We start from the raw sequence: 21,681 nt of genomic DNA on the forward strand, positions 1-21,681 counted from the left end.
ATTTTTTGTCTAGAATATTATATTAGTTCTTTGATCGAGCCTCGAACCTAACTTACATCAAGTGATTTAAAATTAAATGATGAATTCTGAATCAACTACGTAGCTATTATAAAATAATAAAAACCACTTAACTTTAGGTGTTAGCTTTAGGAATTGTTATGAAGGAACCAATGCGTCAACTTTATAAAGTAATATTACTAACCACTGTTATTATGCTTCAAGCTTGTGGCAGCTCAGAAGATAAAACTGTTTTTTCTATTTCTGCTGATGTAAGTGAAGTGAGTTTTAGTAATGAGTTTTTACAAGAGTCAACAGAGAGCATTGCAATAAATGTAAGTTTTGTTGGTGACGGTGTTTTAGTCGGCTTTTCTCCTGAAGCCATTTCTGCGCCGTGGTTAGAATATCGAACTGAAAACGTTACCGAGAATTCAGCCACTGTTTTTATTGATGTTATTAATGCTCAATTCTTACTTACTGATACCTATAACACTACATTACGATTAGCGACAAGTAATGAAGACTCGAGTAAGTTTGCTTTTCATGATATTGATATTTCGTTACTAATTTGGAATTTAGCGGTAGATACTGAAAAAGTTAGCTATAGCGGTACTTTTGGTGATGAAACTATTCCTGCACAAAGTATTTCTATCTTAACTGAAGAGAAAGAATGGACAGCAAGTACCGATGTTGACTGGTTGTCATTAGATATTACCTCTGGCATTGGTGAAACAGAAATAGTCGTCACTCCTGATATCAGTGAATTTACTGAGCCAGGTTTACAACAAGGTAATATTATATTAACGGATATAGATTCAGGTGAAATAAAGCTAGTGCCAGTAGAAGTGGCGTTAGATAATGTTTATTTACTTGCCGATCAAACTGCAGTGGCCTTAAGTGCAACCAATAGTATTTCAACATTAGAAAAAACGGTATCAGTTAGTAATAATGCTGATTTAGATATTAGCTGGACAGCGACAACTGACGCGAATTGGCTGACGTTAACAAAAGACAATAATGAGCAATTAACAATAACGGCTGATGCAAGCCTTGCATCAGCGAATAATAATTCATCGGCTCAAGTGACTATTTCTGCTGACTCCGGTATAGCAGCGATCAGTGAAACGATTACTATCAATTTTTATAACAGTAGCCAAGATGTAAGTAATAACGTTATTACGCCGTTGGCTATCAATAGTAGTGAAATCGTAACTTCCCCATTAAAGCCTGTTTTTTATCTTGGTGTAGGAAATGAGCTACTTACTTACCATCAATATACTGGTGAGCTTGAATCCAGTGTAGAAATATCTCCAGAAGGCACTATCCTCGAGCAATTAATCATACATCCCAATGGTGATTATTTGTTGGTAAAAGCCACTGAAATAGTGACACAAGAAGATGAAACTAGCACTGAAGTGGTTCATCGCTATAGTGTTTCACTTGACGATTACAGCATTACTGAAATTATTGACACAGACATCATTAGTGAACCAATCGCTATTGTTCGTTTGTCAGGGCGTTATTTTGTCATAACACAAGCATTTGAGTTTGCGGATGAAAATCTTAATGTACTGTTTTGGGATGCTCCCAATGCGTTTCTTGTCAGTAAATTAGCTGTCGCGTCTCAAGCTAATACACTGTTTGCTTTAGATAATAGTACGGCAAGCTTTAAACGCTATATTCCACAAGTAAATGACTTTGGTGATGATAAAGTCTCAGTTTCGTTAACGCATGAGTATCATCCAGAATTATTAGCTGATGACCAGGTTATTTTCGATTTTATGGTGACGAGTGATGAAGCGAATATTTATGCGCTTAGTCAAAGTAGCGAATGGATCAGTTTTGATGGTGATAACTTTGTCGATAATGGTTTATTAGAAGCCAGCGAAAGTGTTGTGACACTATCGTTAGTTAAAAATAGTAATGATCAGCCAAATTATTACAGATTTAATAGTGCTAATGAACTTGGCTTCTACTTAGATGTTTATGATAACCACCAAACAATTTCATCGACCACCTATACTCAAGGAAGTCAGCCAGCAAACCTTAGGTTATCAGGAGATGATCAACGTTTAATTATTTATGTTGATTCGTCAAGTGATGGTGAGCTTGATTCTCAAATAGAGCTAGTCACTATTCCCTAATAGTATTCTTTTACTATTCTAATTATGAAAGGAGCATTTTGCTCCTTTTTTGTTTCTTAAGCGTAGGCTAATAACCAGTACGTATAAAAAACAGTCAATATGGACGAAAATCTTCTTTCAAAAAAGTGAAGAACATGATTTAATCAAACAACTGTTTGAGGTCAGACCACTGACCATTTGTGTCAGCTATTATAAATTGACAAAAATAAATATTGGAGAAGCACTATGCCAGAATATAAAGCACCGATTAGAGACATGAAGTTTGTCATGCAAGAACTACTTGATTGCGACAGTCATTATCAAAAATTAGGTTATGAAGATGCTAGCCTTGATATGGTTGATGCTATTATGAGTGAAGCTGCTAAATTCACCGAGCAAGTTATTGCACCTATTAATAAAACTGGTGATGAGCAAGGTTGTACCTGGAATGATGGCGTAGTAACCACTCCTGATGGTTTTAAAGAAGCTTATCAGCAGTACGTTGAAGGTGGTTGGCCAACATTAGCACAAAACGTTGATTTTGGTGGACAAGGTTTACCTCATTCATTGAATACTGCGTTAAATGAATTTTTTTCTGCTGCTAACCATAGCTTTGCTATGTACCCCGGCTTAAGTCATGGTGCTTTAGCAACAATTGAAGAGCATGGAAGCGAAGTTCAAAAAAATACTTTTATACCTAAATTGGTTGAAGGTACTTGGACAGGCACTATGTGTTTAACTGAACCTCATTGTGGTACAGACTTAGGTATGTTACGTACAAAAGCAGAGCTCAATGATGATGGTAGCTATGCGATAACCGGAACAAAAATCTTTATTTCAGCGGGGGAGCATGATTTATCTGACAATATTGTTCATATAGTTATCGCCAGAATTCCAGGCTCTCCAGAAGGAAGTCGTGGTATCTCATTGTTTATAGTGCCTAAATTCAATGTAACTGACACTGGTGAAGTCAGCGATAGAAATGCGGTAACTTGTGGTTCAATTGAACACAAAATGGGTATCAATGCGAACGCTACGTGTGTGATCAATTTTGATGGCGCAAAAGGCTATTTAATTGGTGAAATTAACCGTGGTTTAAATTGCATGTTTACTTTTATGAATGCTGCACGTTTAGGTGTTGCTAGTGAAGGGGTTGCAGCAGCAGATGCGTCTTTCCAAGGGGCATTAGCTTACGCTCAAGATAGATTACAAATGCGTTCTTTATCAGGTGTGAAAAATCCAAACGGACCAGCCGATCCTATTATCGTTCATCCAGATGTTCGTCGTATGCTACTAACACAAAAATCTATTGCTGAAGGTGGCCGAGCATTAATTGGTTATTTAGCGCAATTAGTTGATATTGGTCATGCAAGTAAAGATGAAGCTGAAAAAGCAATAGCCGAAAGTAAATTAGCGCTATTAACACCTATTGCTAAAGCCTTCTTAACTGAGCTAGGCTTAGAATGTACAAGTCATGGGGTACAAGTATTTGGCGGTCATGGCTTTATTAAAGAGTGGGGCATGGAACAGTTAATGCGTGATACTAAAATTAGCTGCTTATACGAAGGTACTACCGGTATTCAAGCACTTGATTTATTAGCACGTAAGATTTTAGGCTCTAAAGGTGAAATATTGAAGCCGTTTGGCGCTGAAGTTACCGCATTCTGTGTTGCCAATGCAGGTGATGAAGCGATGCAAGAATTCATTCAACCTATTATGACCTTTGGTGGTGATTGGCAGAAAATGACTGAAACCTTAGGTTTGAAAGCAATGCAGAACCCTGATGAAATTGGTGCGGCATCGGTAGATTACTTGATGTACTCAGGTTATTTAACCTTGGCTTATTTCTGGGCAAAAATGGCGAAAGTAGCGCAAGATAAATTAGCAGCGAGTGATGATGACAAAGCTTTCTATCAAGCTAAAATTAAAACAGCTCGTTTCTATTTTCAACGCATTTTACCAAGAGCAAACGGCCATGCAGCTTGTGTAGCTAATGGTGCTGAATCAATGATGGCATTAGATAGTGAAGAATTTATTTTCTAAGTATATCTGCAGTGTTATCTAAAAAAGGGAAGCTATATGCTTCCCTTTTTTGTATTAATATAGCCACTATACGACTAATATTTATCTATTATACCAATCTCACTAGCTATGTGATCATTTCTACTTGCTACAATCACCAACTACATCGTTATTTATTTAATAATTAGCACAACGAGTTATTGAAATAAATGCCTTGTATTTGTTAATTTTTTCTACGTATAAAATTGTTCACCTAATTAATGAAACTGGTATTATTTTTTGATGATTCAGATGCAGAGTGAAATTGCCAATTACGAACCTTATCTTTGATTCATTCGATAACCCCTATCGGCATACGAATGTTCCAGTGACTATCTTTAGAGCCAGCTTCTAATAAAAAAATTAGTATTTACCACAAGCGGATAACTTGTCAACTAACAGGCATCCTGTTCAGCTAGTATCAATAATAAAATCAAAATTATACATAAAGCTTTCCGTTGAATAGTAGAACAGACCACTGTGAGCTAAATTAAGAAGGTTTAAAGATTAATGATTAAGGTGATTTTAGTAAAAAGTATTAAGATTTTTTGTTTTATTTTTTGAAATAATAAGTATGCTGTGATCAAAATAAATAACAAAGATCATGAATAACAATGAAACTTCCTCAAATCGGTCCCGCATTTTTAGTCACCGCCGCCTTTATTGGCCCAGGCACAGTTATTACCGCTTCTATTGCAGGTGCTGATTATGGCTTCGCTTTATTATGGGCATTGCTATTTTCAGTCCTTGCAACGTTAATTTTACAAGAAATGACGGCTCGTTTAGGTATTGTTACCCAAAAAGGCTTAGGTGAAAATATCCGTGAAGCCTGTACAAATCCTTTATTAAGAGGCTTGGCTATTGCCTTAGTACTGTCTGCTATTGTGGTGGGTAACAGTGCTTATCAAAGTGGTAATATTTCTGGTGCTAGCTTAGGGTTGGTGGGGATTTTTGAAGACATAGGTGTAAAATTTAGTTCTGCTCAAACAGTGTTTTCAATTCTCATTGGTGCTATTGCCTTTTTCTTATTAATTTCAGGTAGCTATAAGCTTATTGAAACTGCACTTATTTTGTTAGTGTCAATAATGAGTTTAGCGTTCATTATCACCTTTTTGTTAACAAAACCCGATGTAATGGTTTTATTGTCGGGGTTATTTAAACCAATTATACCTGATGGTGCTACGTTAACTGTTATTGCATTAATAGGTTCAACTATTGTGCCCTACAATTTATTTTTACACGCTTCAAGTGTGAGTAAAAAATGGCATGTCGTTAGTGATTTACCACAAGCGAGAAAAGATTTGTATATTTCACTTCCGCTTGGTGGCTTAATTTCTATGGCTATTCTATCTACAGCCGCTACTGCTTTTTTTGGTTCGCAGGTATCAATAGCGTCAGCAGCAGACATAGCGCCAGCATTAAAGCCCCTGTTTGGTGAAATGGCGAGTATTTTCATTGGTATTGGACTGTTTGCTTCAGGAATTTCGTCAGCAGTTACAGCGCCATTAGCGGCAGCCTTTGCCTTGAGTGGTATTTTAAATTCAAGTAAGGATTTACATTCTAATAGCTTTAAAGCTATCTGGATAGTGGTACTATTTTTAGGAGTGCTAGGCTCCAGCTTAGGTTATAAACCAATTGCCGTCATTTGGTTTGCACAAATAGCCAATGGTATTTTACTTCCTATAGTGACAATCTTTCTATTATGGATAATGAATACGAAGGTGCTTGGCGAGCATAAAAACAATATTTGGCAAAATACCCTTGGGGCAATCGTTGTTTTTGTTTCACTATTACTAAGTGGCCGAAGCTTAATGTCAGCGTTTGGTTTTTTATAAAAATTTAGAACGGTAATTTGTCGGTTCTTTATTTAAGATCAACAGCTAATTAGTTATAAATGTTATGCTATTAACATATAAAAACTCAGTGAAGAGCTCACCTTGCTAGGCTTTAAAAAAAGACCATCGTTCTTGCTAGTACTACTATTGGTTATAGCTAGCTATAGCCAATATAGCTTTGCTAAAGCAACACTTGTTACTGTGGATGACGATTTACAAAACGTGCTTGACGCCAGTCAAAATGGTGATGTTATTACCTTGTCGGCTGGGAAATACCTAGGTAACTTTATTATTGCTAAACAAATTACCTTGCGTGGCGAAAACGGAACCGTCATTGACGCTCAAGGCCACGGACATGGGCTTGTACTAAAAAATTCTTATATCACCATTGATAGCCTAAATATTATTAATTGGGGGGCTGATCTTGATAAAGAAAATTCAGGTATTTACGTTAATAACCAAAGAATCAATGAAAGAGCTGTGGGCTTAGTTATTAAAAATAATAGTTTGTCAGGAGATGGCTTTGGGATTTGGCTCAATCATGCGACTAAGGCAACGATAGTTAATAATAAAGTGAATGGTAATTTATCATTACCTTCCGCTAAAAGAGGTAATGGCATACAAGCGACTAATATAACTCATAGTCATATTGTTAATAATGACGTCTCTGAAGTACGTGATGGCATTTATGTTATCGCGAGTCAGCATAATCTAATAGAAAAAAACACTGTGCATAACCTACGTTATGGTATTCATTACATGAATTCTAACGATAATGTCGTGAAGGATAATACTGCTTACAACACTCGGGCAGGTTATGCTTTAATGAGCTCTAGTCGTTTAACGGTTACAGGTAATAAAGTCACCAGCAGTGAAGATTACGGGTTTTTATTAAATTTCTTGGATGAATCTATTCTTAGTGATAATTACATCAAAAATGTATGGACTAAGCCTGAAAATGTAATGGCAGGGCGCGCCGGTAAAGGTTTTTTTGTTTATAACTCAAGTGCTAACGTATTAGAGAATAATACTGTTGATACCACCGAAATAGGCATTCATTTAACGGCAGGTTCAGAAAACATGCAAGTTTATGGCAACAATTTTATTAATAATCCAACACCTGTGAAGTATGTATCGAATACCGAACAAGAATGGAGTAAAGACGGTCGTGGTAATTACTGGAGTAGCTATCTTGGCTGGGATATAGATAAAGACGGCATCGGTGATACTATTTTTGAGCCTAATGACGGTATTGATCAATTAGTATGGCAATACCCAGAAATGAAAATGATAATGGATAGCCCTGCTATCGTAATTTTACGTTGGGTACAGAAACAATTTCCAGTCTTAAAGTCACCGGGAGTCACCGATAGTTACCCATTAATGAAGCCTTATTTTTATCAAGAAAAACCGAGTGATAATTCATTATCCGTTAATCAGTTAACGCCAAAGACTGTTCAATAATGACAAGCATAGGAAAGATAATATGAGCTCCCCGCTAGTTTCATTAGTTGAAGCAGGAAAGTCTTATGGCCAACTTAACGCATTAAACGCGATAAATATGTCGTTGAATGAAGGCGAAGTGCTTGGCTTGTTTGGTCATAATGGTGCTGGTAAAACGACTATGATGAAGCTAATTCTTGGTGTTATTTCACCAAGCTATGGCAAAGTAGAAGTGATGGGAATGGCACCTGATTTAAAAGAAGCTTGGCATTGTCGAAATAAGGTAGGATATTTACCTGAAAATGTTAGTTTTTATGAGCAGTTAACAGGGCTAGAAGTACTGACTTATTTTGTTAAGTTAAAAAGCCCTACCAACAAAGATAGTAGAAAGCAGGCAATAGATTTATTAGAACAAGTAGGCATTACTGAAGCAATACACCGTCAGGTAAAAACATACTCAAAGGGCATGCGTCAAAGGCTTGGATTAGCGCAAGCATTTATCAATAGACCAAAGCTTTTGCTGTTAGATGAACCAACGGTTGGCCTTGATCCCGTCGCTACTCAAGACTTCTATAAAACAGTGGACCAACTTAAGTCGACTGGCAGCAGTGTTATCTTATGTTCTCATGTACTGCCAGGTGTAGAACAGCATATTGACCGAGCAATGATTTTATCTTCTGGAAAGCTACTCGCTCTAGGAACATTGCAAGCATTACGTAAGCAAGCTGAGCTACCTGTTATTATTAAGTCGTCGGGAATAAATTACGCTATTGCTCAAAACAGTCATTTAACACAGTACTTAAGCAATGTTTGCTCTAATACACTAAAAGTGCCAGCGCATGAAAAAATAAAGGTATTAAAGCAGTTAATTAACATGGAAGGACTTAAGGATATTGAAATAGAATCAGCAAATTTAGAACAAGTATATCAGCACTTTATTTCAGTGCATGAGCTCACATTAAAGGCAAAAGATAATGGAGCACCGAGTTAATGCATCAAATATTTACGGTGGCCAATAAGGAGTTTCATGATGGCCTCAGAAACCGTTGGTTGGTTGCTATAACGCTAATTTTTGCGCTATTGTCTACTGGCTTAACTTACTTTGGCGCTGCAGCATCGGGTGCCGTTGGGGTTGCTTCGTTATCAACCACGCTTGCTAGTTTAGCAAGCCTGAGCGCCTTGCTTATCCCGTTAATTGCCTTGTTATTAAGTTATGACAGCTTCGTTGGCGAGCAAGAAAGCGGTACTCTACTTTTATTACTCACTTATCCGTTAAGTAAAAGCCAATTATTACTTGGTAAGTTTATTGGCCAAGGTGGAATTATAACCCTCGCTATCCTCGTGGGTTTTGGTGTTCCAGCTATGATTTTATATGGGCAACTGGGTGATTTAAATATATTGAATACCTTTGGCTTATTTATTATCAGCGCTACTTTATTAGGCCTAAGTTTTACCGCTATTTCTTATGTTATCAGTCTTTCTGTGGCAGAAAAGTCAAAAGCTGTCGGCTTTTCCTTGATGACTTGGTTCTTATTTTCTCTCGCTTTTGACCTTGTTTTGCTTGCTTTATTAGTGGGAGTTGAAGAAGCGATAACACCACAAGGTTTAATACAATTATTGATGTTAAACCCAACGGATATTTTTCGTCTTGTGAATTTTATCGGCCTAGATAATCGTAATGTTAGTGGTGTGCTATCTATTGCTACTAATGCCAGTTTATCTTACACATCATTATTTTTAGCGTTAATTGCTTGGGTTATTATTCCTTTAGCATTAGCTATATTTATTTTTAAGAAAAAGACACTTTAACTAGGGTTGTTAATAATCCTTATTTACTGAGAATATTGACCATGAAACAGTACAAACTATTGGCGTTAATTACAGCGCTTACACTAACCACTCCTTTGGTGATGTCTTGCTCTGATAATTCAGACCAACAAAAAGTTATACACCAAGCAGTCGCGATGGAATCAAGTGATGAATGCCATTTATGTGGCATGCTTATTACACGATTTGACGGCCCTAAAGGTGAAGTTTTTCGTAAAGAGCAAGACGATAAAGTTTTTAAATTCTGCTCTACGCAAGATATGTTTAGCTATTATTTAGATCCAGAAAACACCCGTAATGTTGCTCAGATGTTAGTACATGACATGAGTAAAATGCCATGGGGCAGTGACAGTATTAATGATAAATATTTTATTGATGCGAAAACTGCATGGTATGTAGCTGGTTCAGACAAAATGGGGGCAATGGGGAGAACCTTAGCTAGCTTTAGCCAGAAAGCTGATGCGGAAGCTTTTGCCAAAGAGTTTGGTGGGCAAGTAAATAGTTTTGAAGATATTAACCTGAATACGTTAATGTAATATCAATTATTATATTAGAATCCCCGTATTTATGTTTTATTAAATAAATCACTGCTTTATAGTTATTGAAGAACTTGCTAGGCTAAGGCAGGTTCTTCTATTTATAGCTTTCTCATCTATGTTCAAAACACCTATCGTAATCACTCTTTTAACTTTTCTTATTGCTTGTTCAAGTATGAAAGAAGCGGGGGTGGTTTATCATGATGGTTTTGATTTTTCGTCAGTGAAAAGTTATAGCCTTTATGATCGAAACTCTACTTTCACTGAAGCACAGGGTTTATTAGACACTCGTCGTAACGCTATTGAAATTGCTATTGAACGTTCTATGGCGGAACAAAATTTTAATTATGCTGAGCTTGATGAAACTGATTTAATTGTTACTTATCATCTTGTTAGTGGTAGTCGTAAAGATTACGCTAAATATAATGAAGTCGTACGTTTTTGTACTTTCTGTTTACAGGCAACAACGTGGAAAACAGATCAACAATATTCAGCCATTCGTCGAGGAAGTTTAATTGTAGATTTGGTAGACCCTAAGCAAGGGCGCTCTGTATGGCGCAGTGTGTATAGGTTAGATTTAGAAGATAGAGAAAATAGCGCAGAGACTAATGATAGAATAAAACAAGCTATTTCAGCTATGATGGCAAAATATCCGCGCTAGCTTAATTGTTTGTCGATACTTTTCTCTTTAAGGGATTAGGTTTAATATATTTTTCAAAAAACTATTCAATTTGCTATTCCCTGTTTATAATATCGACATTGATTTACACCTTCCACTAATGCCTAAAAAGCAGAGTAAAACTATGAATTTCCCCAATGATGAAACAGGTCAACTACTAGCAGAAATGCAAGAAGCAGGCATTAATCTTGAAATGACTCACGATGTTGTTTTTTTTCATTTATTTGAGCAAGAAGCCCAAGCACATGCAATGGCTGATTATATTAAAGAAAATATGAGCGGTGTAATCGTTAATGTTCATCCTGATGAAACACCTAATGTTTGGGATGTTGATTGTACAATACAGTTAGTACCAAGTTATGAAGCAATAGTTAAGCAAGAAAGTGAATTTGAAGCACTAGCAACTAAGTTTTCAGGTTATAACGATGGCTGGGGTGTTGAAGCGTAAGCTACCAATATTAAGGAGGAAACCTGAACCCTGTTTCCTCTGTTCTTCTAAGTTACTCTATTGCTAGAGAGTTTACTGGCCTTCCTTTTTTATATCTTCTTTCTCGGCAGGCTCTTTTTCTATAATATCAAATGCAGGTAGAGATACACGCCAATAAATAGCAGCCAACCTCACTAACAACGCACCTAAAATAGCCACTACAATAGCTTCATCTTCGGGCCAACCTTGTAAGTGAAATATAACAAATAAACCACCACCTAGCATGGCGGCTAAAGCATATATCTCTTTACTTAATATCATTGGAATAACATTACATAAAATATCACGAATCATACCGCCAGCGACACCCGTAATAGTCCCCAATACTATAGCGACAGATAAAGGCGCACCTAATGCAATTGACTTTTGTGTCCCTAATACAGCAAAGAGTGCTAAGCCAAAAGCATCAGCAATCAGTAAAAAACGTTTAGGGATACGCTTAGGTTGTCGAATTAATACAATGGTAAGTAGCGCAGTGGCCAAAACTACAAAAAGGTAATGAGTTTCAACGACCCAAAATATAGGGGTTTGTAAAATAGTATCTCGAATGGTGCCACCACCAACCGCAGTAACGAAAGCCAGCACAATGACACCAAAAGGGTCTAATTTATATCGGCCTGCCATTAATGCGCCAGAAAGCGCAAATACAACAATGCCAAATATATTTAAGTAGTAGAGTAGTTCAGTCATGAGAGGGGGATTACTTTAATAGAGCTTATTGTAATAATTATATTTTTATTTCACACTGACGACAGGTAACTTAGCTTCAAGCCAGCCATTCATATCACCAGTTAAATGTTGTAGATTCGAAAAACCATTTTTAGCTAAAACATCGATAGCAATAGCGGTACGACGACCAGAGCGACAATAAATGACAATATTACTGTTCTTATGTTGTGCTAATTGTGCTAGGTTTTCTTCAATAGTGTCATGGCTAATATTAATGGCACCAGCAACATGGCCAGCGTTATATTCCGCTTCAGTACGAACATCTAATAAGACAATACTATTTTGAGGGGAATTAAGCGCTGCTAACAAACTTTGCTGAGAAATTTGTGGTGCTTCACTTGCCAATACTGCCGTAGTGAAAAGGCTAAGTGTTAATGCTAATATTTTTATCACTCTAAACATGGTTTTTTCCTCAGTCGTAATTAATCTGTTTATTAATTATCTCTAATCTACTTGATTCTATGGCATTAGTCACCTGGAATTAGTTATGCTCACTTCCGCTTGTTACAGCTAATCATGACCCCTCAGTCAGAATAGTTACTTATCATCCTGAACAACAACTTGTCATTCTGAACTTGATTCAGAATCTCAAGCGTGTGGTGATAACTTCATGGGATTCAGTATTAAGTGTCCTACGGAATGACCGGGGTGGTGACCTACGGAACTATGAGACTGACGGTCTAAGTAATGACAAGAGAGTAAGCATGGAATGACTAGAGAGCTTATATATTTGATGCAATATATTCAATAGCAATAGCGACAAAGATCATTAAAAATAGACTGACAAAAATCATGTTATTAACCTTTTTACTCGCATAAATAATATCAGCAATTTGTGGTTGTCTGGCTCTATCATTAAAGCTAATTTTGCGTAATTTTTCAGGGGAGTTTTTTTTATCATCATACATGGCAACACCCCCCAGTTTTATTGATAAATTTAGTGATAATAATAGCAAAGCAACATTGTTATTTAATTGAAAAAAATGCTTTCGACTTAAACGCCAAAATAGAATTAAGTTATTTCCTATGTTAGAAAACAGTAATAATAAAGAGAATATTCTTACCGGTAACCACATTATAAGGTTCACAAGGTACTTACTGTAAAGGCCGAAATACTTGTGTATTGTTAGCTTTGTGTTCCAGCAATAGTGCATTTCCAACAATAGTCGATAACAAAGCGCCATTAATGGACCTAGCGTCATAAATATAAAAGCTACGGCATATCCTTGTTGTAAGCTGCGTAATAACTGCATTTCGATACACGCTTTACTTAAGCCTAAGCTGGATAAAGGCTCTGTCTCTCTTAACACCCAAGGCTTTAATGTTTGTTTTGCGAGATAGTTTTGTTTCGCCGTTAACGCTTGTGCGATGTCCTTACTTGCTTTGGTTATTTCAAATGAACCTATAGCAATATACAGCAGTAGCACTTGCCATAGAAAATCAACTTCAACGAAAGATTCGAACAGCCACAAAATGATAATAATAGGTGGCAAGGTAACTACTATTGCAATTAAGCCTGCTATCGTTTGTTGATTAGGAGAGTTTGTTGGGTTATTGACTTTATCGCTCAGTTTTTGGCAATAAAATTGAAAAAATCGTAGAGGCTCATGATGAGAAAAATGACTAATGATCGCTTTACTTAATATTACGGCTAATAATATTAGTAGTTGATAGCTAAAAGAAGACAGTTCACTTAAGTTAGTCATTTTTCATTTACTCATGTTTTTTAGATAAAATATTTATGAACTAAGTGTTTTTCCCTTAAGTGCATTCAACATATTCATTACTAGCTTTGATGAATTTACTGAAGCAGTCTCTAAGTACTCATCAAAAGAGGTAGGTGACTCTTTTCCTGCAATATCAGATAGTGAACGAATAATCACAAACGGCGTTTTAAATTGATGGCAAGTCTGGGCGATAGCCGCACCTTCCATTTCAACAGCAGCCATTGTAGGAAAGTTAGCACGAGCTTTAGCGATATCATCGTCTTTCGTCATAAACGTATCACCCGTGGTAATTAACCCAACCATAGCTTGAATATTATCAAGTTGAGCAATACCTTTTTTGGCGGCATCTACTAAGGTGACGTCAGGCATATAGGCAGCGGGGTTTGCTGGTAATTGTCCTATTTCATAGCCAAAAGCTGTTACATCAACATCGTGATAGCGTACCTCTGAACTTACAACAATATCACCCACTTTAAGCTTTGTGTCAAAGCCACCGGCAGAGCCTGTATTTACTACGTAATCTGGTTGAAATTTATCAATAAGTATGGCGGTGGCTAAAGCTGCTGCTACTTTACCAATACCTGATTGGACAATAACAACGTCATTGTTATTTAGTTGCCCGCAATAAAATGTATAACCTGCATGGGTGCTCGTTTCACAGTTCACTAGTTTTTCTTTTAAAATAGCTACTTCTGGCTCCATTGCGCCGATAATACCTGCTTTCATGTTTTTCTCTTTAGCTTATTAATTTATCAAGGATTATAACTTGGCTTGAAGAAAAAAGTTAGTTTATATTCATTTAGCGAAGTAGGGGATTAATAGGGAGTAAAAACGCCGTGGGGTATGATTATGTGATAAGCATAAACTTATTTTTACTGTCAGCGAGTAAACTGAAAATAAAAAAACCAGTAATATGTTAATTTACTGGTTTTAGGTTTTCTGTTGGCTGGATTTTTATTTCAATTTATTAATGCGGCAGTGCTGCTACATTTTGCTCTGTTAGTCGACCATTAGTATGAGGTGATAATTCTGCTCGTGCCGCCGTAGGGCTTAATGCGCCTGAACTTTTACGCGCTTTTAGCATAGGAGCTGGTATATTGACGCCTTTAACTTTAGGTAATGGTGATTTGTTACCAAGTAAACGAGAGTTAATACATGCACGAATTTCATCTAATGTATAATTAGCTTTCACCTTAATTCTTAAATGTGGAATGGAAGCTGCTTCAAGTGCGCCACTAACAAACCAGTCTTTTTTAACTTTGTAACCACGACCTTGTGTATCTACTAAATCTACTGCACCCAATAGTTTCATAGAAGAGCGTTCACAAATAATAAAGTCTAAATATTTTCCTTCAGCATTGGCGGCAGCTTTTTGACTAGCTCTCTCAGAGACACCATTACGTATGGTTATTATGTCAGATAGCTTTACACGATTAAGTATACGGTATTTGGGACCCATTGCTTGTTCTAGTAAGTTTTGAAAGTTTTTTTCTGCGGCAGTAAAAACTGACGGTTTACTATCAAAGGGAAAGGGGAAGCTGTTGTCATTTAATCGACTTGCTAATACCGCAACGATGACAATAAGGCTAATTAAAGCAAATAAAATAAGTTCCATAAACATCTCCGGCAATTCAAATTCTTGACGCTTTACTTGTTTTAATAAATAAAGCGCATACTTAATGCTAATTAAGCAGAATTTGTGCCAGAAATATAAAGGTTAAACTTTAAAGTTTTTAGTGTGATTTAGAGGGCGACTAATTGGGGTATTTTTCTTCTAATGCTGCATATAATTGTTGTTGAAAGTCACTTGCTGTAGCATCAAGCGTATTGACTAAATTTGCTAATACTTCATTGTCTTCTTCACCGTGCCAAATCTTAATATAGCTACCTTCTTTATAGCCATGATCTTGACGGAAGAAATTTAGCGTGTTTTTACCTACGTATTGACGGAATAACTCATCTAGGTCCATATTCATTAATGACATACAGTCAGCTAATGCTTTGGCGTCAAATGATTTTTCAGTTACAGCTGCAGATGCTAAATTTTCTAAAGCTATTTTGAAGTCATTCTCGCCAGTACCTTGGTGTAATTCTTTAGCCAGTTTTGCCGAAATTTTTTCAACGCTAGCGCCGCTCATTAAGCGTAAGCTTAAACCAAAGTGAAAAATATCAACTAATTCAAGCTGAACTTGAGCAATGTCAATTTCTTGATGTTTCCACCACTTCCAGCCATGGTGATCTAGCATTTCAGCACATTCAACCCAAATAGCGCGATACCATTCGTAACCATTGCTGCGCCATGTTTCGCTTACTCGTGAATTCATAGCATCTTGCATTGTTAACATTTGATTGATTTGCTTTTGCGCAATCGACAAAGCAGTAGATAATTGTTCGCTCATTTTCTTCTCTGATAATTAAAGGATCATAGCTATTTTGCCGTAGCTAATAAATAGTAGCAATAGTATTGATAGATTTATCTTGTTTAATAACAGCTTCATTAATTAAGTGAACAATTTTATACGTAGAAAAAATTGCCAAATACAAGGCATTTATTTCAATAACTCGTTGTGCTAATTATTAAATAAATAACGATGTGGTTGGTGATTGTAGCAAGTAGAAATGCTCACATAACTGGTGAGATTGGTATAATAAGAGAATAAAGCCAATTTACATTAGTAAATTGGCTTTATTACGCGCTTTAGTTGTTAGTTTTACTAATGTTAGTTAGTAATAACTTATCTTAGCTATACTTACGTTTTGCACTGATTAATCCTAGAAAAGCAAGTGCAAATAAAGCAACACTTGATGGCTCTGGCACACTTGTAGCTTTATCTGTTGCTAATGTTGTAGCTGTACTTGGAACCTTTAAATTATCGAATGGTATGCCCGCAACCTTAATACCATCGAATGCTAAACCGGAATCAAAATTACTATCAAGCCAATTTGCTACACCAAATTCAAGGTAGTAATTACCTGTTTCTAAAATTGAATAGTTTGATTGAATCCAGCCTGTGTAGCCACAAGCTGAAAGAAAACATCTGCCAGAATCAGCACCTAAAGGCTTCCATTCAGATCCATTTTTTACTATATTTGCAGTATTTAATACTGCTTTAGTCGTTGATAAGCCATTGCCTGCTACGATGTCACTAACAATATTAGTACTTGCGGAGAATAGCATTGCGACTTCTTTGAATGAGTCATCTAATAAACGAGTCCAAGCATAATCTGAATAACCAGTACCATCTGATGTTACATAATTAAAATAGAACTCTAAGTCGTCACCAGAATTAGCTGAAAATAAACTCGATTGTAAAATAGAGCCATCAGCGCCTAATAAACCAGTCAAACCAATATTTTTCACTCCAGCGTCAGTTGATATCCAGCCATAATTAGTATTGCCAGTTGGTGGTGTGGTTACTACGCCATTTGCAGAGCTTACGCCGCAATTACCATTACATTCCCAGCTAGTTGGGATCCCATTTTCAAATGTACTGGAGATTAGTGTCGCTGATGTATTTAATGAAATAACTGATACGGCAGTTGTAATAATATATTTGATTTTTTTAAGCATTTTTATATACCTCTATGAATTTAAATTTTTCTTTAGCTTACAGGTCATACCAGAATGCACAGGTCATACCAGGTTTTATTTATACTTTAATAACAATGTGTTGAAAAATTTAACTTTGTTCTCTTATGCTTAATGTAAAAAAACACGACAATGAATAGCAGTATATTTTTATGATTGGCTAAACAGTTTTTTTCTAACCATCGCACGATAATCTTTTGGTGTTAATGATAAATTTTGTTTAAATAAGCGAGTTAAATGCCCTTGATCTTGATAACCAATATGGTAAGAAACCTCTTGTATAGATAGGTTACTCGATGCAAGTAAATCTTTAGCGGCTTCTATTCTTAGCTGTTGCCAATATTCTGTTGCACGCATCCCTGTTGCTGTTTTGAAGCGGCGAGTAAATGAACGCTGGCTTAAACCAAATTGCTCAGCTAGCTCGGCTAAACTCAGTTCACTACTTAAATTAGTACGCAACCAAAACTGTATTTGTGCAATTAATTCATCGGCATGTCGATCAACAGCGCCCTCTAAATATCGTTGCTCTTCATAAGGTTTTCTAATTTCATGGGAAAAGTTGCTTTCAACATTTTGTGCTGCAGCTCTACCGTACGTTTGGCGAATAATGTGAACTATAATATCAGCTAATGCGTTTAAACTTGCGGCACAATAAATGCGCTCAGATTGGGTAATAAAAAAATCAGGTTTAATGAAAACCTTTGGATAATCTCGCTTGAATTGTTCCACGTAATGCCAGTGTGTTGTGGCACTATGATCATCAAGCAAGCCCGATTCAGCCAAAAAACAAACCCCTGTACCTACACCTAGTAATGTTGAACCTTGTTGCCAGCAATGTTTAAGCCAAGCAATGAGCTTTTCATGTTTTCTTAATATTGGTCTAGGGTTACGCCATAAACTTGGTATGAGAATTATATCGGGTACGTAATCTTTATCGTTAGGTAAATCAGTTAGCGCAATATCAGGTAATAACTGAATACCTGCACGCGAGGTAACCGTTTTGTTTTCTTGACTAACGAGTTGTGTTGTAAGCTTTGTTGTTGATTTATCATATCGACGAGCAAATGCTTCCCCTGCCAGTAGCATTTCAAGAGGTAAAGTCAGACCTGTTGCTAGTACATGTTGATAAATCACTAAACTTACTTTTAACTCGCCTGATTTTTCATCACCACTACTTTCAATAGACATGCCAATATCCAAATATTATTTTGGCCATTATGGCATATTTTGTGGCCTTTTAAACACATTAATATTTTACTCTTCGCTATAAAATAACGCCATAAGATTGGTTACTTCTCGTTACTCTATTATCGTATCAAAGGTTATTTACATGACATCATTACCCGTAGTTATTGGCATGGGTGGTATTAATGCCGCTGGCCGTACATCTTTTCATCAAGGTTTTCGCCGTATTGTTATTGATAAAATTAATGCGCAGGCGCGTGAAGAAACGTTTGTGGGATTAGCTAGCTTAATGAAGTTAGTGTCGATGAAGGATGGTCAATTAGTCGATCAAGCCGGAAATATTATTGCCGTAAATGAAATAGAGGCTAAATTTGGACAACAAATTCTTGATGGAACATTAATTAGAAAAATTGAAAAGAATCATTTTGATGTTGATGCAACGCATTGGCATCAAAAAATGCACGTACAGCCTACGGATAAAAACATATCTTTTGAGTTGCGTGCCAAAGAATTACCTCAGCCATTACCACATACCTGGTTAGTAACGGACATAGGTGAAGGTAAAGTAAGTGTTGAGATTCCTGAAGAATTAGTTATTACTCATGATGCATATCGCGATAACCCTATTAAAGCAGCAGGGCAAATGCCGACAGGTTTTGATCCCGGCGTACTTTATAACAGCCGTTACCAACCGCGAGGATTACAAGCAACTATTTTTGCTGCTACTGATGCTATTCGTTCAACAGGCATTGAATGGGATGCTATTTTGAATAAAATTAGCCCTGATCAAGTAGGAACCTATTCGGCTTCTGTTGTTGGGCAAATGCAGCAAGAAGGTTTAGGTGGTTTATTAAAAAGTCGCTTGTCAGGCTCAAGAGTTAGCACTAAACAGTTGGCGTTAGGACTAAATACTATGTCAACTGACTTTATTAATGCTTATGTTACAGGCAATGTTGGCACCACTTTTTCTTCATCAGGTGCTTGCGCTACTTTCCTTTATAATTTACGAACAGCAGTACAGGATATACAAGCAGGTAGAGTACGTGTTGCTGTTGTTGGTAGCGCGGAAGCACCTATTACACCTGAAGTTATAGAAGGCTTTGGCAATATGAGCGCTTTGGCTAATGAACAAGGTTTAAAGAAATTAGATCAAAGCGAGACAGTCGATCATCGCCGTACTAGTCGCCCATTTGGTAATAATTGTGGTTTTACTATTGGTGAAGCAGCACAGTTTGTTGTGCTGATGGATGATGAGCTTGCGCTTGAAATGGGGGCTAAAGTATTAGCTTCAGTTGCAGATGTTTTTGTTAATGCTGATGGTTATAAAAAGTCGATTACAGCACCGGGTCCTGGTAACTATATTACTATGGCAAAATCAGTTGCATTAGCGCAAAACATTCTTGGTAAAGAGTCATTGCAAGAACGTAGTTTTATTTTGGCGCATGGCTCAAGTACACCACAAAACCGCATTACAGAATCATTGATTTATGATCGTATTGCGACAAGTTTTGATATTAATAATTGGCCTGTAGCCGCTCCTAAGGCTTTTGTTGGCCATACTATCGGGCCTGCAAGTGGTGATCAAATGGCGATGGCATTAGGTATTTTTAGTGACAATATTATGCCTGGTATTACTACAATTGATAAAGTCGCTGACGATGTTCATAGTGATCGTTTAAACATTGCTGTTGAGCATTGGGATTGTGGTGAGATGGATACTGCTTTTATTAATTCAAAAGGCTTTGGCGGTAATAATGCTACCGCAGTAGTCTTGTCACCGAAAGTTACCATAGCAATGATGAAAAAACGTTATGGCGAGAAAGCTATGGACGAATACGAACAGAAGCTAGTGCCTGTTGAACAAGCTCAAAATGAATATCGTCAACGTGCCAACCAAGGTGAGTTTGATGTTATTTATAAATTTGGCGAAGGTTTAGTTGATGAAAACGAAATTGAAATTAGTGATAGCAGTTTAAATTTTAAAGAATTTAAAAATGAAATTTCTTTACCTGCAGAAAACCCATTTGCTGATATGATGTAATACAGCATAGATAACCTGAAGTCGGTTTAAGATATTTTTAACTGACAAATAAAGAGCAGCTACGGCTGCTTTTTTTGTTTAAATAATTTGGTACATCTTACCAAGGTAAAATAATGAAAAAATCAATAAAGGCAGCACTGTTATCAGCACTCATTTACCCGGGAGCAGGACATTTTTTTCTTAAAAAATCACGAGTAGGAGTTATTTTTGCAGGTGCTTTCTCTATACCTTTATATTTTGTTATTAGTGAAATTTTCGCTAAAGCAGAGAAAATTGTCGACCAAATTACCCGTGGAGAAATAGCTTTAGACCCAGCGGCTATCTCAGTATCGTTATCTAATTCAATGTCTGGTGTTGAAGGGCAAGCATTAGATATGAATATCTATGTGTTAATTATTGTTTGGGGAATTGCGATAATCGACTCATATCGATTAGGTATTACAAAAAAATAATGTTATTAAGCTGAACTAAATTAAATACATAGAGTCTATATAACACCTAATGTAGAACGGTATTATAGTATTTGTTATTAGATGGATTGGTAATAAAAGGAAGCATTGTAAAGCAAGGGGCAATGGAAGGCTCTAGTGTTACAGGAGTGCTATTGAAAAAACATTCTCTTGTTATTTTTTTATCGTTGCTGATGCACATAGTACTGCTGTTGTTATTGCTTTTTATCACTGAACCAAAACAAGCGAAACAAGTTAATATCACTCATAAAGCGATTAAAAGCTACCTATATAAAATGCCCGCTAAAGTAGCGATTAATAAACCTACTTTAGTTAAAGAAATACCTGACGATATCAAAACAGTTGACTCGGATAAATTAGCCAAAACCGAAAAAAAACAAAACCAACAACAAAGCCCTATAACAGAAACCACTACTGATAAGCCAATAACACAGAAAGTTAATCCAGCAACAAACATGTCACTAATAAATGACTCAAGTAAAATAGAGCCTTTAGTTAAGCCGCCAATATCCTCAAAATTAACGCCGAAAAAAAAAGCGTCTGCTCAATCTTCTTTTTCAAGTTATCAACAACTTAAAGATTTACGAATGTCACTTAATAACAAAATACTTCAGCAAAGCTTTTCTGACTTACAACAATTTCGATCGCCTTCAATAATGCATGGTGAGCAAACACCGGTTCCTCATTCGGATAAGCAATTAAGTGAAGAAGAAATACGACAAAAAAGTACAGCACGAATGTCGAATGATATTTCAATCACTAAGAATGCTAATGGCACTTGTACAATAACAAGAGAACAATTTCTTGGTAGCCCAGTAGAAGAATCCACCTCAGGATTTTTTTGTGGCGAAAGCAAATTTGATAAAAGTTTCCGTGAACATATGAAAAAAGTACAAGATAAAATAATGCCTAGCAGGTAACTTTAATAAATAACTGTACACAAATACAGTAG

General features: G+C 36.4%; 20 protein-coding genes. 12 read left to right on the forward strand and 8 right to left on the reverse strand.

What is annotated here, in order from left to right:
* Positions 1 to 158 precede the first annotated feature (158 nt).
* From Q4503_RS02525 to Q4503_RS02565, 9 genes are all read left to right on the forward strand, one after another.
* Positions 159 to 2,141 (forward strand): hypothetical protein, encoded by a 1,983-nt coding sequence (locus Q4503_RS02525; protein WP_303601298.1) that lies wholly within the window; start codon positions 159 to 161, stop codon positions 2,139 to 2,141.
* A 225-nt stretch (positions 2,142 to 2,366) separates the two neighbouring features.
* On the forward strand, positions 2,367 to 4,163 hold the full coding sequence (locus Q4503_RS02530) for an acyl-CoA dehydrogenase C-terminal domain-containing protein (RefSeq protein WP_303601299.1): 1,797 nt from the start codon (positions 2,367 to 2,369) through the stop codon (positions 4,161 to 4,163).
* Between the two features lie 632 nt (positions 4,164 to 4,795).
* Positions 4,796 to 6,016 carry an Nramp family divalent metal transporter gene (locus tag Q4503_RS02535; RefSeq protein ID WP_303601300.1) on the forward strand — a complete coding sequence of 407 codons (1,221 nt, stop codon included), beginning with the start codon at positions 4,796 to 4,798 and terminating at the stop codon, positions 6,014 to 6,016.
* Between the two features lie 102 nt (positions 6,017 to 6,118).
* Positions 6,119 to 7,480 carry a nitrous oxide reductase family maturation protein NosD gene (locus Q4503_RS02540; RefSeq protein ID WP_303601301.1) on the forward strand — a complete coding sequence of 454 codons (1,362 nt, stop codon included), beginning with the start codon at positions 6,119 to 6,121 and terminating at the stop codon, positions 7,478 to 7,480.
* A 22-nt stretch (positions 7,481 to 7,502) separates the two neighbouring features.
* A complete protein-coding gene (locus tag Q4503_RS02545; RefSeq protein ID WP_215973537.1) occupies positions 7,503 to 8,450 on the forward strand; it encodes an ABC transporter ATP-binding protein in 948 nt (315 codons plus the stop codon).
* Complete coding sequence (locus Q4503_RS02550; protein ID WP_215973538.1) at positions 8,450 to 9,268, forward strand: ABC transporter permease; 819 nt, start codon at positions 8,450 to 8,452, stop codon at positions 9,266 to 9,268. Before Q4503_RS02545 ends, Q4503_RS02550 begins: the two co-directional genes overlap by 1 nt.
* 41 nt (positions 9,269 to 9,309) lie before the next feature.
* Entirely contained in the window at positions 9,310 to 9,822 is a 513-nt protein-coding gene (locus Q4503_RS02555; RefSeq protein ID WP_303601302.1) for a nitrous oxide reductase accessory protein NosL, read from the forward strand.
* A 118-nt stretch (positions 9,823 to 9,940) separates the two neighbouring features.
* Positions 9,941 to 10,483, forward strand: coding sequence for a DUF4136 domain-containing protein (locus tag Q4503_RS02560; RefSeq protein WP_303601303.1), 543 nt, complete (start codon positions 9,941 to 9,943; stop codon positions 10,481 to 10,483).
* 142 nt (positions 10,484 to 10,625) lie between these two features.
* The gene (locus tag Q4503_RS02565) at positions 10,626 to 10,949 is read left to right on the forward strand and encodes a ribonuclease E inhibitor RraB (protein ID WP_215973541.1); all 324 of its coding nucleotides are present in this window, start codon (positions 10,626 to 10,628) and stop codon (positions 10,947 to 10,949) included.
* A gap of 72 nt (positions 10,950 to 11,021) precedes the next feature.
* Here the strand turns inward: Q4503_RS02565 and Q4503_RS02570 are convergent, their stop codons facing one another.
* The 8 genes from Q4503_RS02570 to Q4503_RS02605 all read right to left on the reverse strand — a co-directional run bounded on the left by Q4503_RS02570 (position 11,022) and on the right by Q4503_RS02605 (position 18,221).
* The gene (locus tag Q4503_RS02570; RefSeq protein WP_215973542.1) at positions 11,022 to 11,678 is read right to left on the reverse strand and encodes a trimeric intracellular cation channel family protein; all 657 of its coding nucleotides are present in this window, start codon (positions 11,676 to 11,678) and stop codon (positions 11,022 to 11,024) included.
* A gap of 45 nt (positions 11,679 to 11,723) precedes the next feature.
* Complete coding sequence (locus tag Q4503_RS02575) at positions 11,724 to 12,119, reverse strand: rhodanese-like domain-containing protein (protein ID WP_303601304.1); 396 nt, start codon at positions 12,117 to 12,119, stop codon at positions 11,724 to 11,726.
* Positions 12,120 to 12,439: 320 nt separating this feature from the next.
* On the reverse strand, positions 12,440 to 13,423 hold the full coding sequence (locus tag Q4503_RS02580; RefSeq protein ID WP_303601305.1) for a cobalamin biosynthesis protein: 984 nt from the start codon (positions 13,421 to 13,423) through the stop codon (positions 12,440 to 12,442).
* A 33-nt stretch (positions 13,424 to 13,456) separates the two neighbouring features.
* Positions 13,457 to 14,170, reverse strand: coding sequence for a 5'-methylthioadenosine/S-adenosylhomocysteine nucleosidase (mtnN, locus tag Q4503_RS02585; protein ID WP_303601306.1), 714 nt, complete (start codon positions 14,168 to 14,170; stop codon positions 13,457 to 13,459).
* A gap of 241 nt (positions 14,171 to 14,411) precedes the next feature.
* Positions 14,412 to 15,059, reverse strand: a complete 648-nt coding sequence (locus Q4503_RS02590) for a DUF2726 domain-containing protein (protein WP_215973546.1) — start codon at positions 15,057 to 15,059, stop codon at positions 14,412 to 14,414.
* A 139-nt stretch (positions 15,060 to 15,198) separates the two neighbouring features.
* Positions 15,199 to 15,843: a dUTP diphosphatase gene (locus Q4503_RS02595; protein WP_215973547.1), complete on the reverse strand. Its 645-nt coding sequence runs from the start codon at positions 15,841 to 15,843 to the stop codon at positions 15,199 to 15,201.
* 341 nt (positions 15,844 to 16,184) lie between these two features.
* Positions 16,185 to 17,015, reverse strand: coding sequence for an NF038132 family protein (locus tag Q4503_RS02600; protein ID WP_303601307.1), 831 nt, complete (start codon positions 17,013 to 17,015; stop codon positions 16,185 to 16,187).
* Positions 17,016 to 17,183: 168 nt separating this feature from the next.
* A complete protein-coding gene (locus tag Q4503_RS02605) occupies positions 17,184 to 18,221 on the reverse strand; it encodes a GlxA family transcriptional regulator (protein WP_303601308.1) in 1,038 nt (345 codons plus the stop codon).
* 142 nt (positions 18,222 to 18,363) lie between these two features.
* Here Q4503_RS02605 and Q4503_RS02610 point away from each other — a divergent pair, with 142 nt between their 5' ends.
* The 3 genes from Q4503_RS02610 to Q4503_RS02620 all read left to right on the forward strand — a co-directional run bounded on the left by Q4503_RS02610 (position 18,364) and on the right by Q4503_RS02620 (position 21,649).
* Positions 18,364 to 20,259, forward strand: coding sequence for a beta-ketoacyl synthase (locus Q4503_RS02610; protein ID WP_303601309.1), 1,896 nt, complete (start codon positions 18,364 to 18,366; stop codon positions 20,257 to 20,259).
* A 113-nt stretch (positions 20,260 to 20,372) separates the two neighbouring features.
* The gene (locus Q4503_RS02615; protein ID WP_215973550.1) at positions 20,373 to 20,711 is read left to right on the forward strand and encodes a hypothetical protein; all 339 of its coding nucleotides are present in this window, start codon (positions 20,373 to 20,375) and stop codon (positions 20,709 to 20,711) included.
* A gap of 152 nt (positions 20,712 to 20,863) precedes the next feature.
* Entirely contained in the window at positions 20,864 to 21,649 is a 786-nt protein-coding gene (locus tag Q4503_RS02620) for a hypothetical protein (RefSeq protein ID WP_303601310.1), read from the forward strand.
* Positions 21,650 to 21,681 lie beyond the last annotated feature (32 nt).

The sequence above is a fragment of the Colwellia sp. 6_MG-2023 genome, assembly GCF_030547765.1.
Taxonomy (GTDB): domain Bacteria; phylum Pseudomonadota; class Gammaproteobacteria; order Enterobacterales; family Alteromonadaceae; genus Colwellia.

Excerpts from the sequence above, each read along its gene's own strand:
- Q4503_RS02525 (WP_303601298.1), top strand. The coding sequence starts at position 159 with ATGAAGGAACCAATGCGTCAACTTTATAAAGTAATATTACTAACCACT.
- Q4503_RS02530 (WP_303601299.1), top strand. The coding sequence starts at position 2,367 with ATGCCAGAATATAAAGCACCGATTAGAGACATGAAGTTTGTCATGCAA.
- Q4503_RS02535 (WP_303601300.1), top strand. The coding sequence starts at position 4,796 with ATGAAACTTCCTCAAATCGGTCCCGCATTTTTAGTCACCGCCGCCTTT.
- Q4503_RS02545 (WP_215973537.1), top strand. The coding sequence starts at position 7,503 with ATGAGCTCCCCGCTAGTTTCATTAGTTGAAGCAGGAAAGTCTTATGGC.
- Q4503_RS02550 (WP_215973538.1), top strand. The coding sequence starts at position 8,450 with ATGCATCAAATATTTACGGTGGCCAATAAGGAGTTTCATGATGGCCTC.
- Q4503_RS02555 (WP_303601302.1), top strand. The coding sequence starts at position 9,310 with ATGAAACAGTACAAACTATTGGCGTTAATTACAGCGCTTACACTAACC.
- Q4503_RS02560 (WP_303601303.1), top strand. The coding sequence starts at position 9,941 with ATGTTCAAAACACCTATCGTAATCACTCTTTTAACTTTTCTTATTGCT.
- Q4503_RS02565 (WP_215973541.1), top strand. The coding sequence starts at position 10,626 with ATGAATTTCCCCAATGATGAAACAGGTCAACTACTAGCAGAAATGCAA.
- Q4503_RS02570 (WP_215973542.1), bottom strand. The coding sequence starts at position 11,678 with ATGACTGAACTACTCTACTACTTAAATATATTTGGCATTGTTGTATTT.
- Q4503_RS02575 (WP_303601304.1), bottom strand. The coding sequence starts at position 12,119 with ATGTTTAGAGTGATAAAAATATTAGCATTAACACTTAGCCTTTTCACT.
- Q4503_RS02580 (WP_303601305.1), bottom strand. The coding sequence starts at position 13,423 with ATGACTAACTTAAGTGAACTGTCTTCTTTTAGCTATCAACTACTAATA.
- mtnN (WP_303601306.1), bottom strand. The coding sequence starts at position 14,170 with ATGAAAGCAGGTATTATCGGCGCAATGGAGCCAGAAGTAGCTATTTTA.
- Q4503_RS02590 (WP_215973546.1), bottom strand. The coding sequence starts at position 15,059 with ATGGAACTTATTTTATTTGCTTTAATTAGCCTTATTGTCATCGTTGCG.
- Q4503_RS02595 (WP_215973547.1), bottom strand. The coding sequence starts at position 15,843 with ATGAGCGAACAATTATCTACTGCTTTGTCGATTGCGCAAAAGCAAATC.
- Q4503_RS02600 (WP_303601307.1), bottom strand. The coding sequence starts at position 17,015 with ATGCTTAAAAAAATCAAATATATTATTACAACTGCCGTATCAGTTATT.
- Q4503_RS02605 (WP_303601308.1), bottom strand. The coding sequence starts at position 18,221 with ATGTCTATTGAAAGTAGTGGTGATGAAAAATCAGGCGAGTTAAAAGTA.
- Q4503_RS02610 (WP_303601309.1), top strand. The coding sequence starts at position 18,364 with ATGACATCATTACCCGTAGTTATTGGCATGGGTGGTATTAATGCCGCT.
- Q4503_RS02615 (WP_215973550.1), top strand. The coding sequence starts at position 20,373 with ATGAAAAAATCAATAAAGGCAGCACTGTTATCAGCACTCATTTACCCG.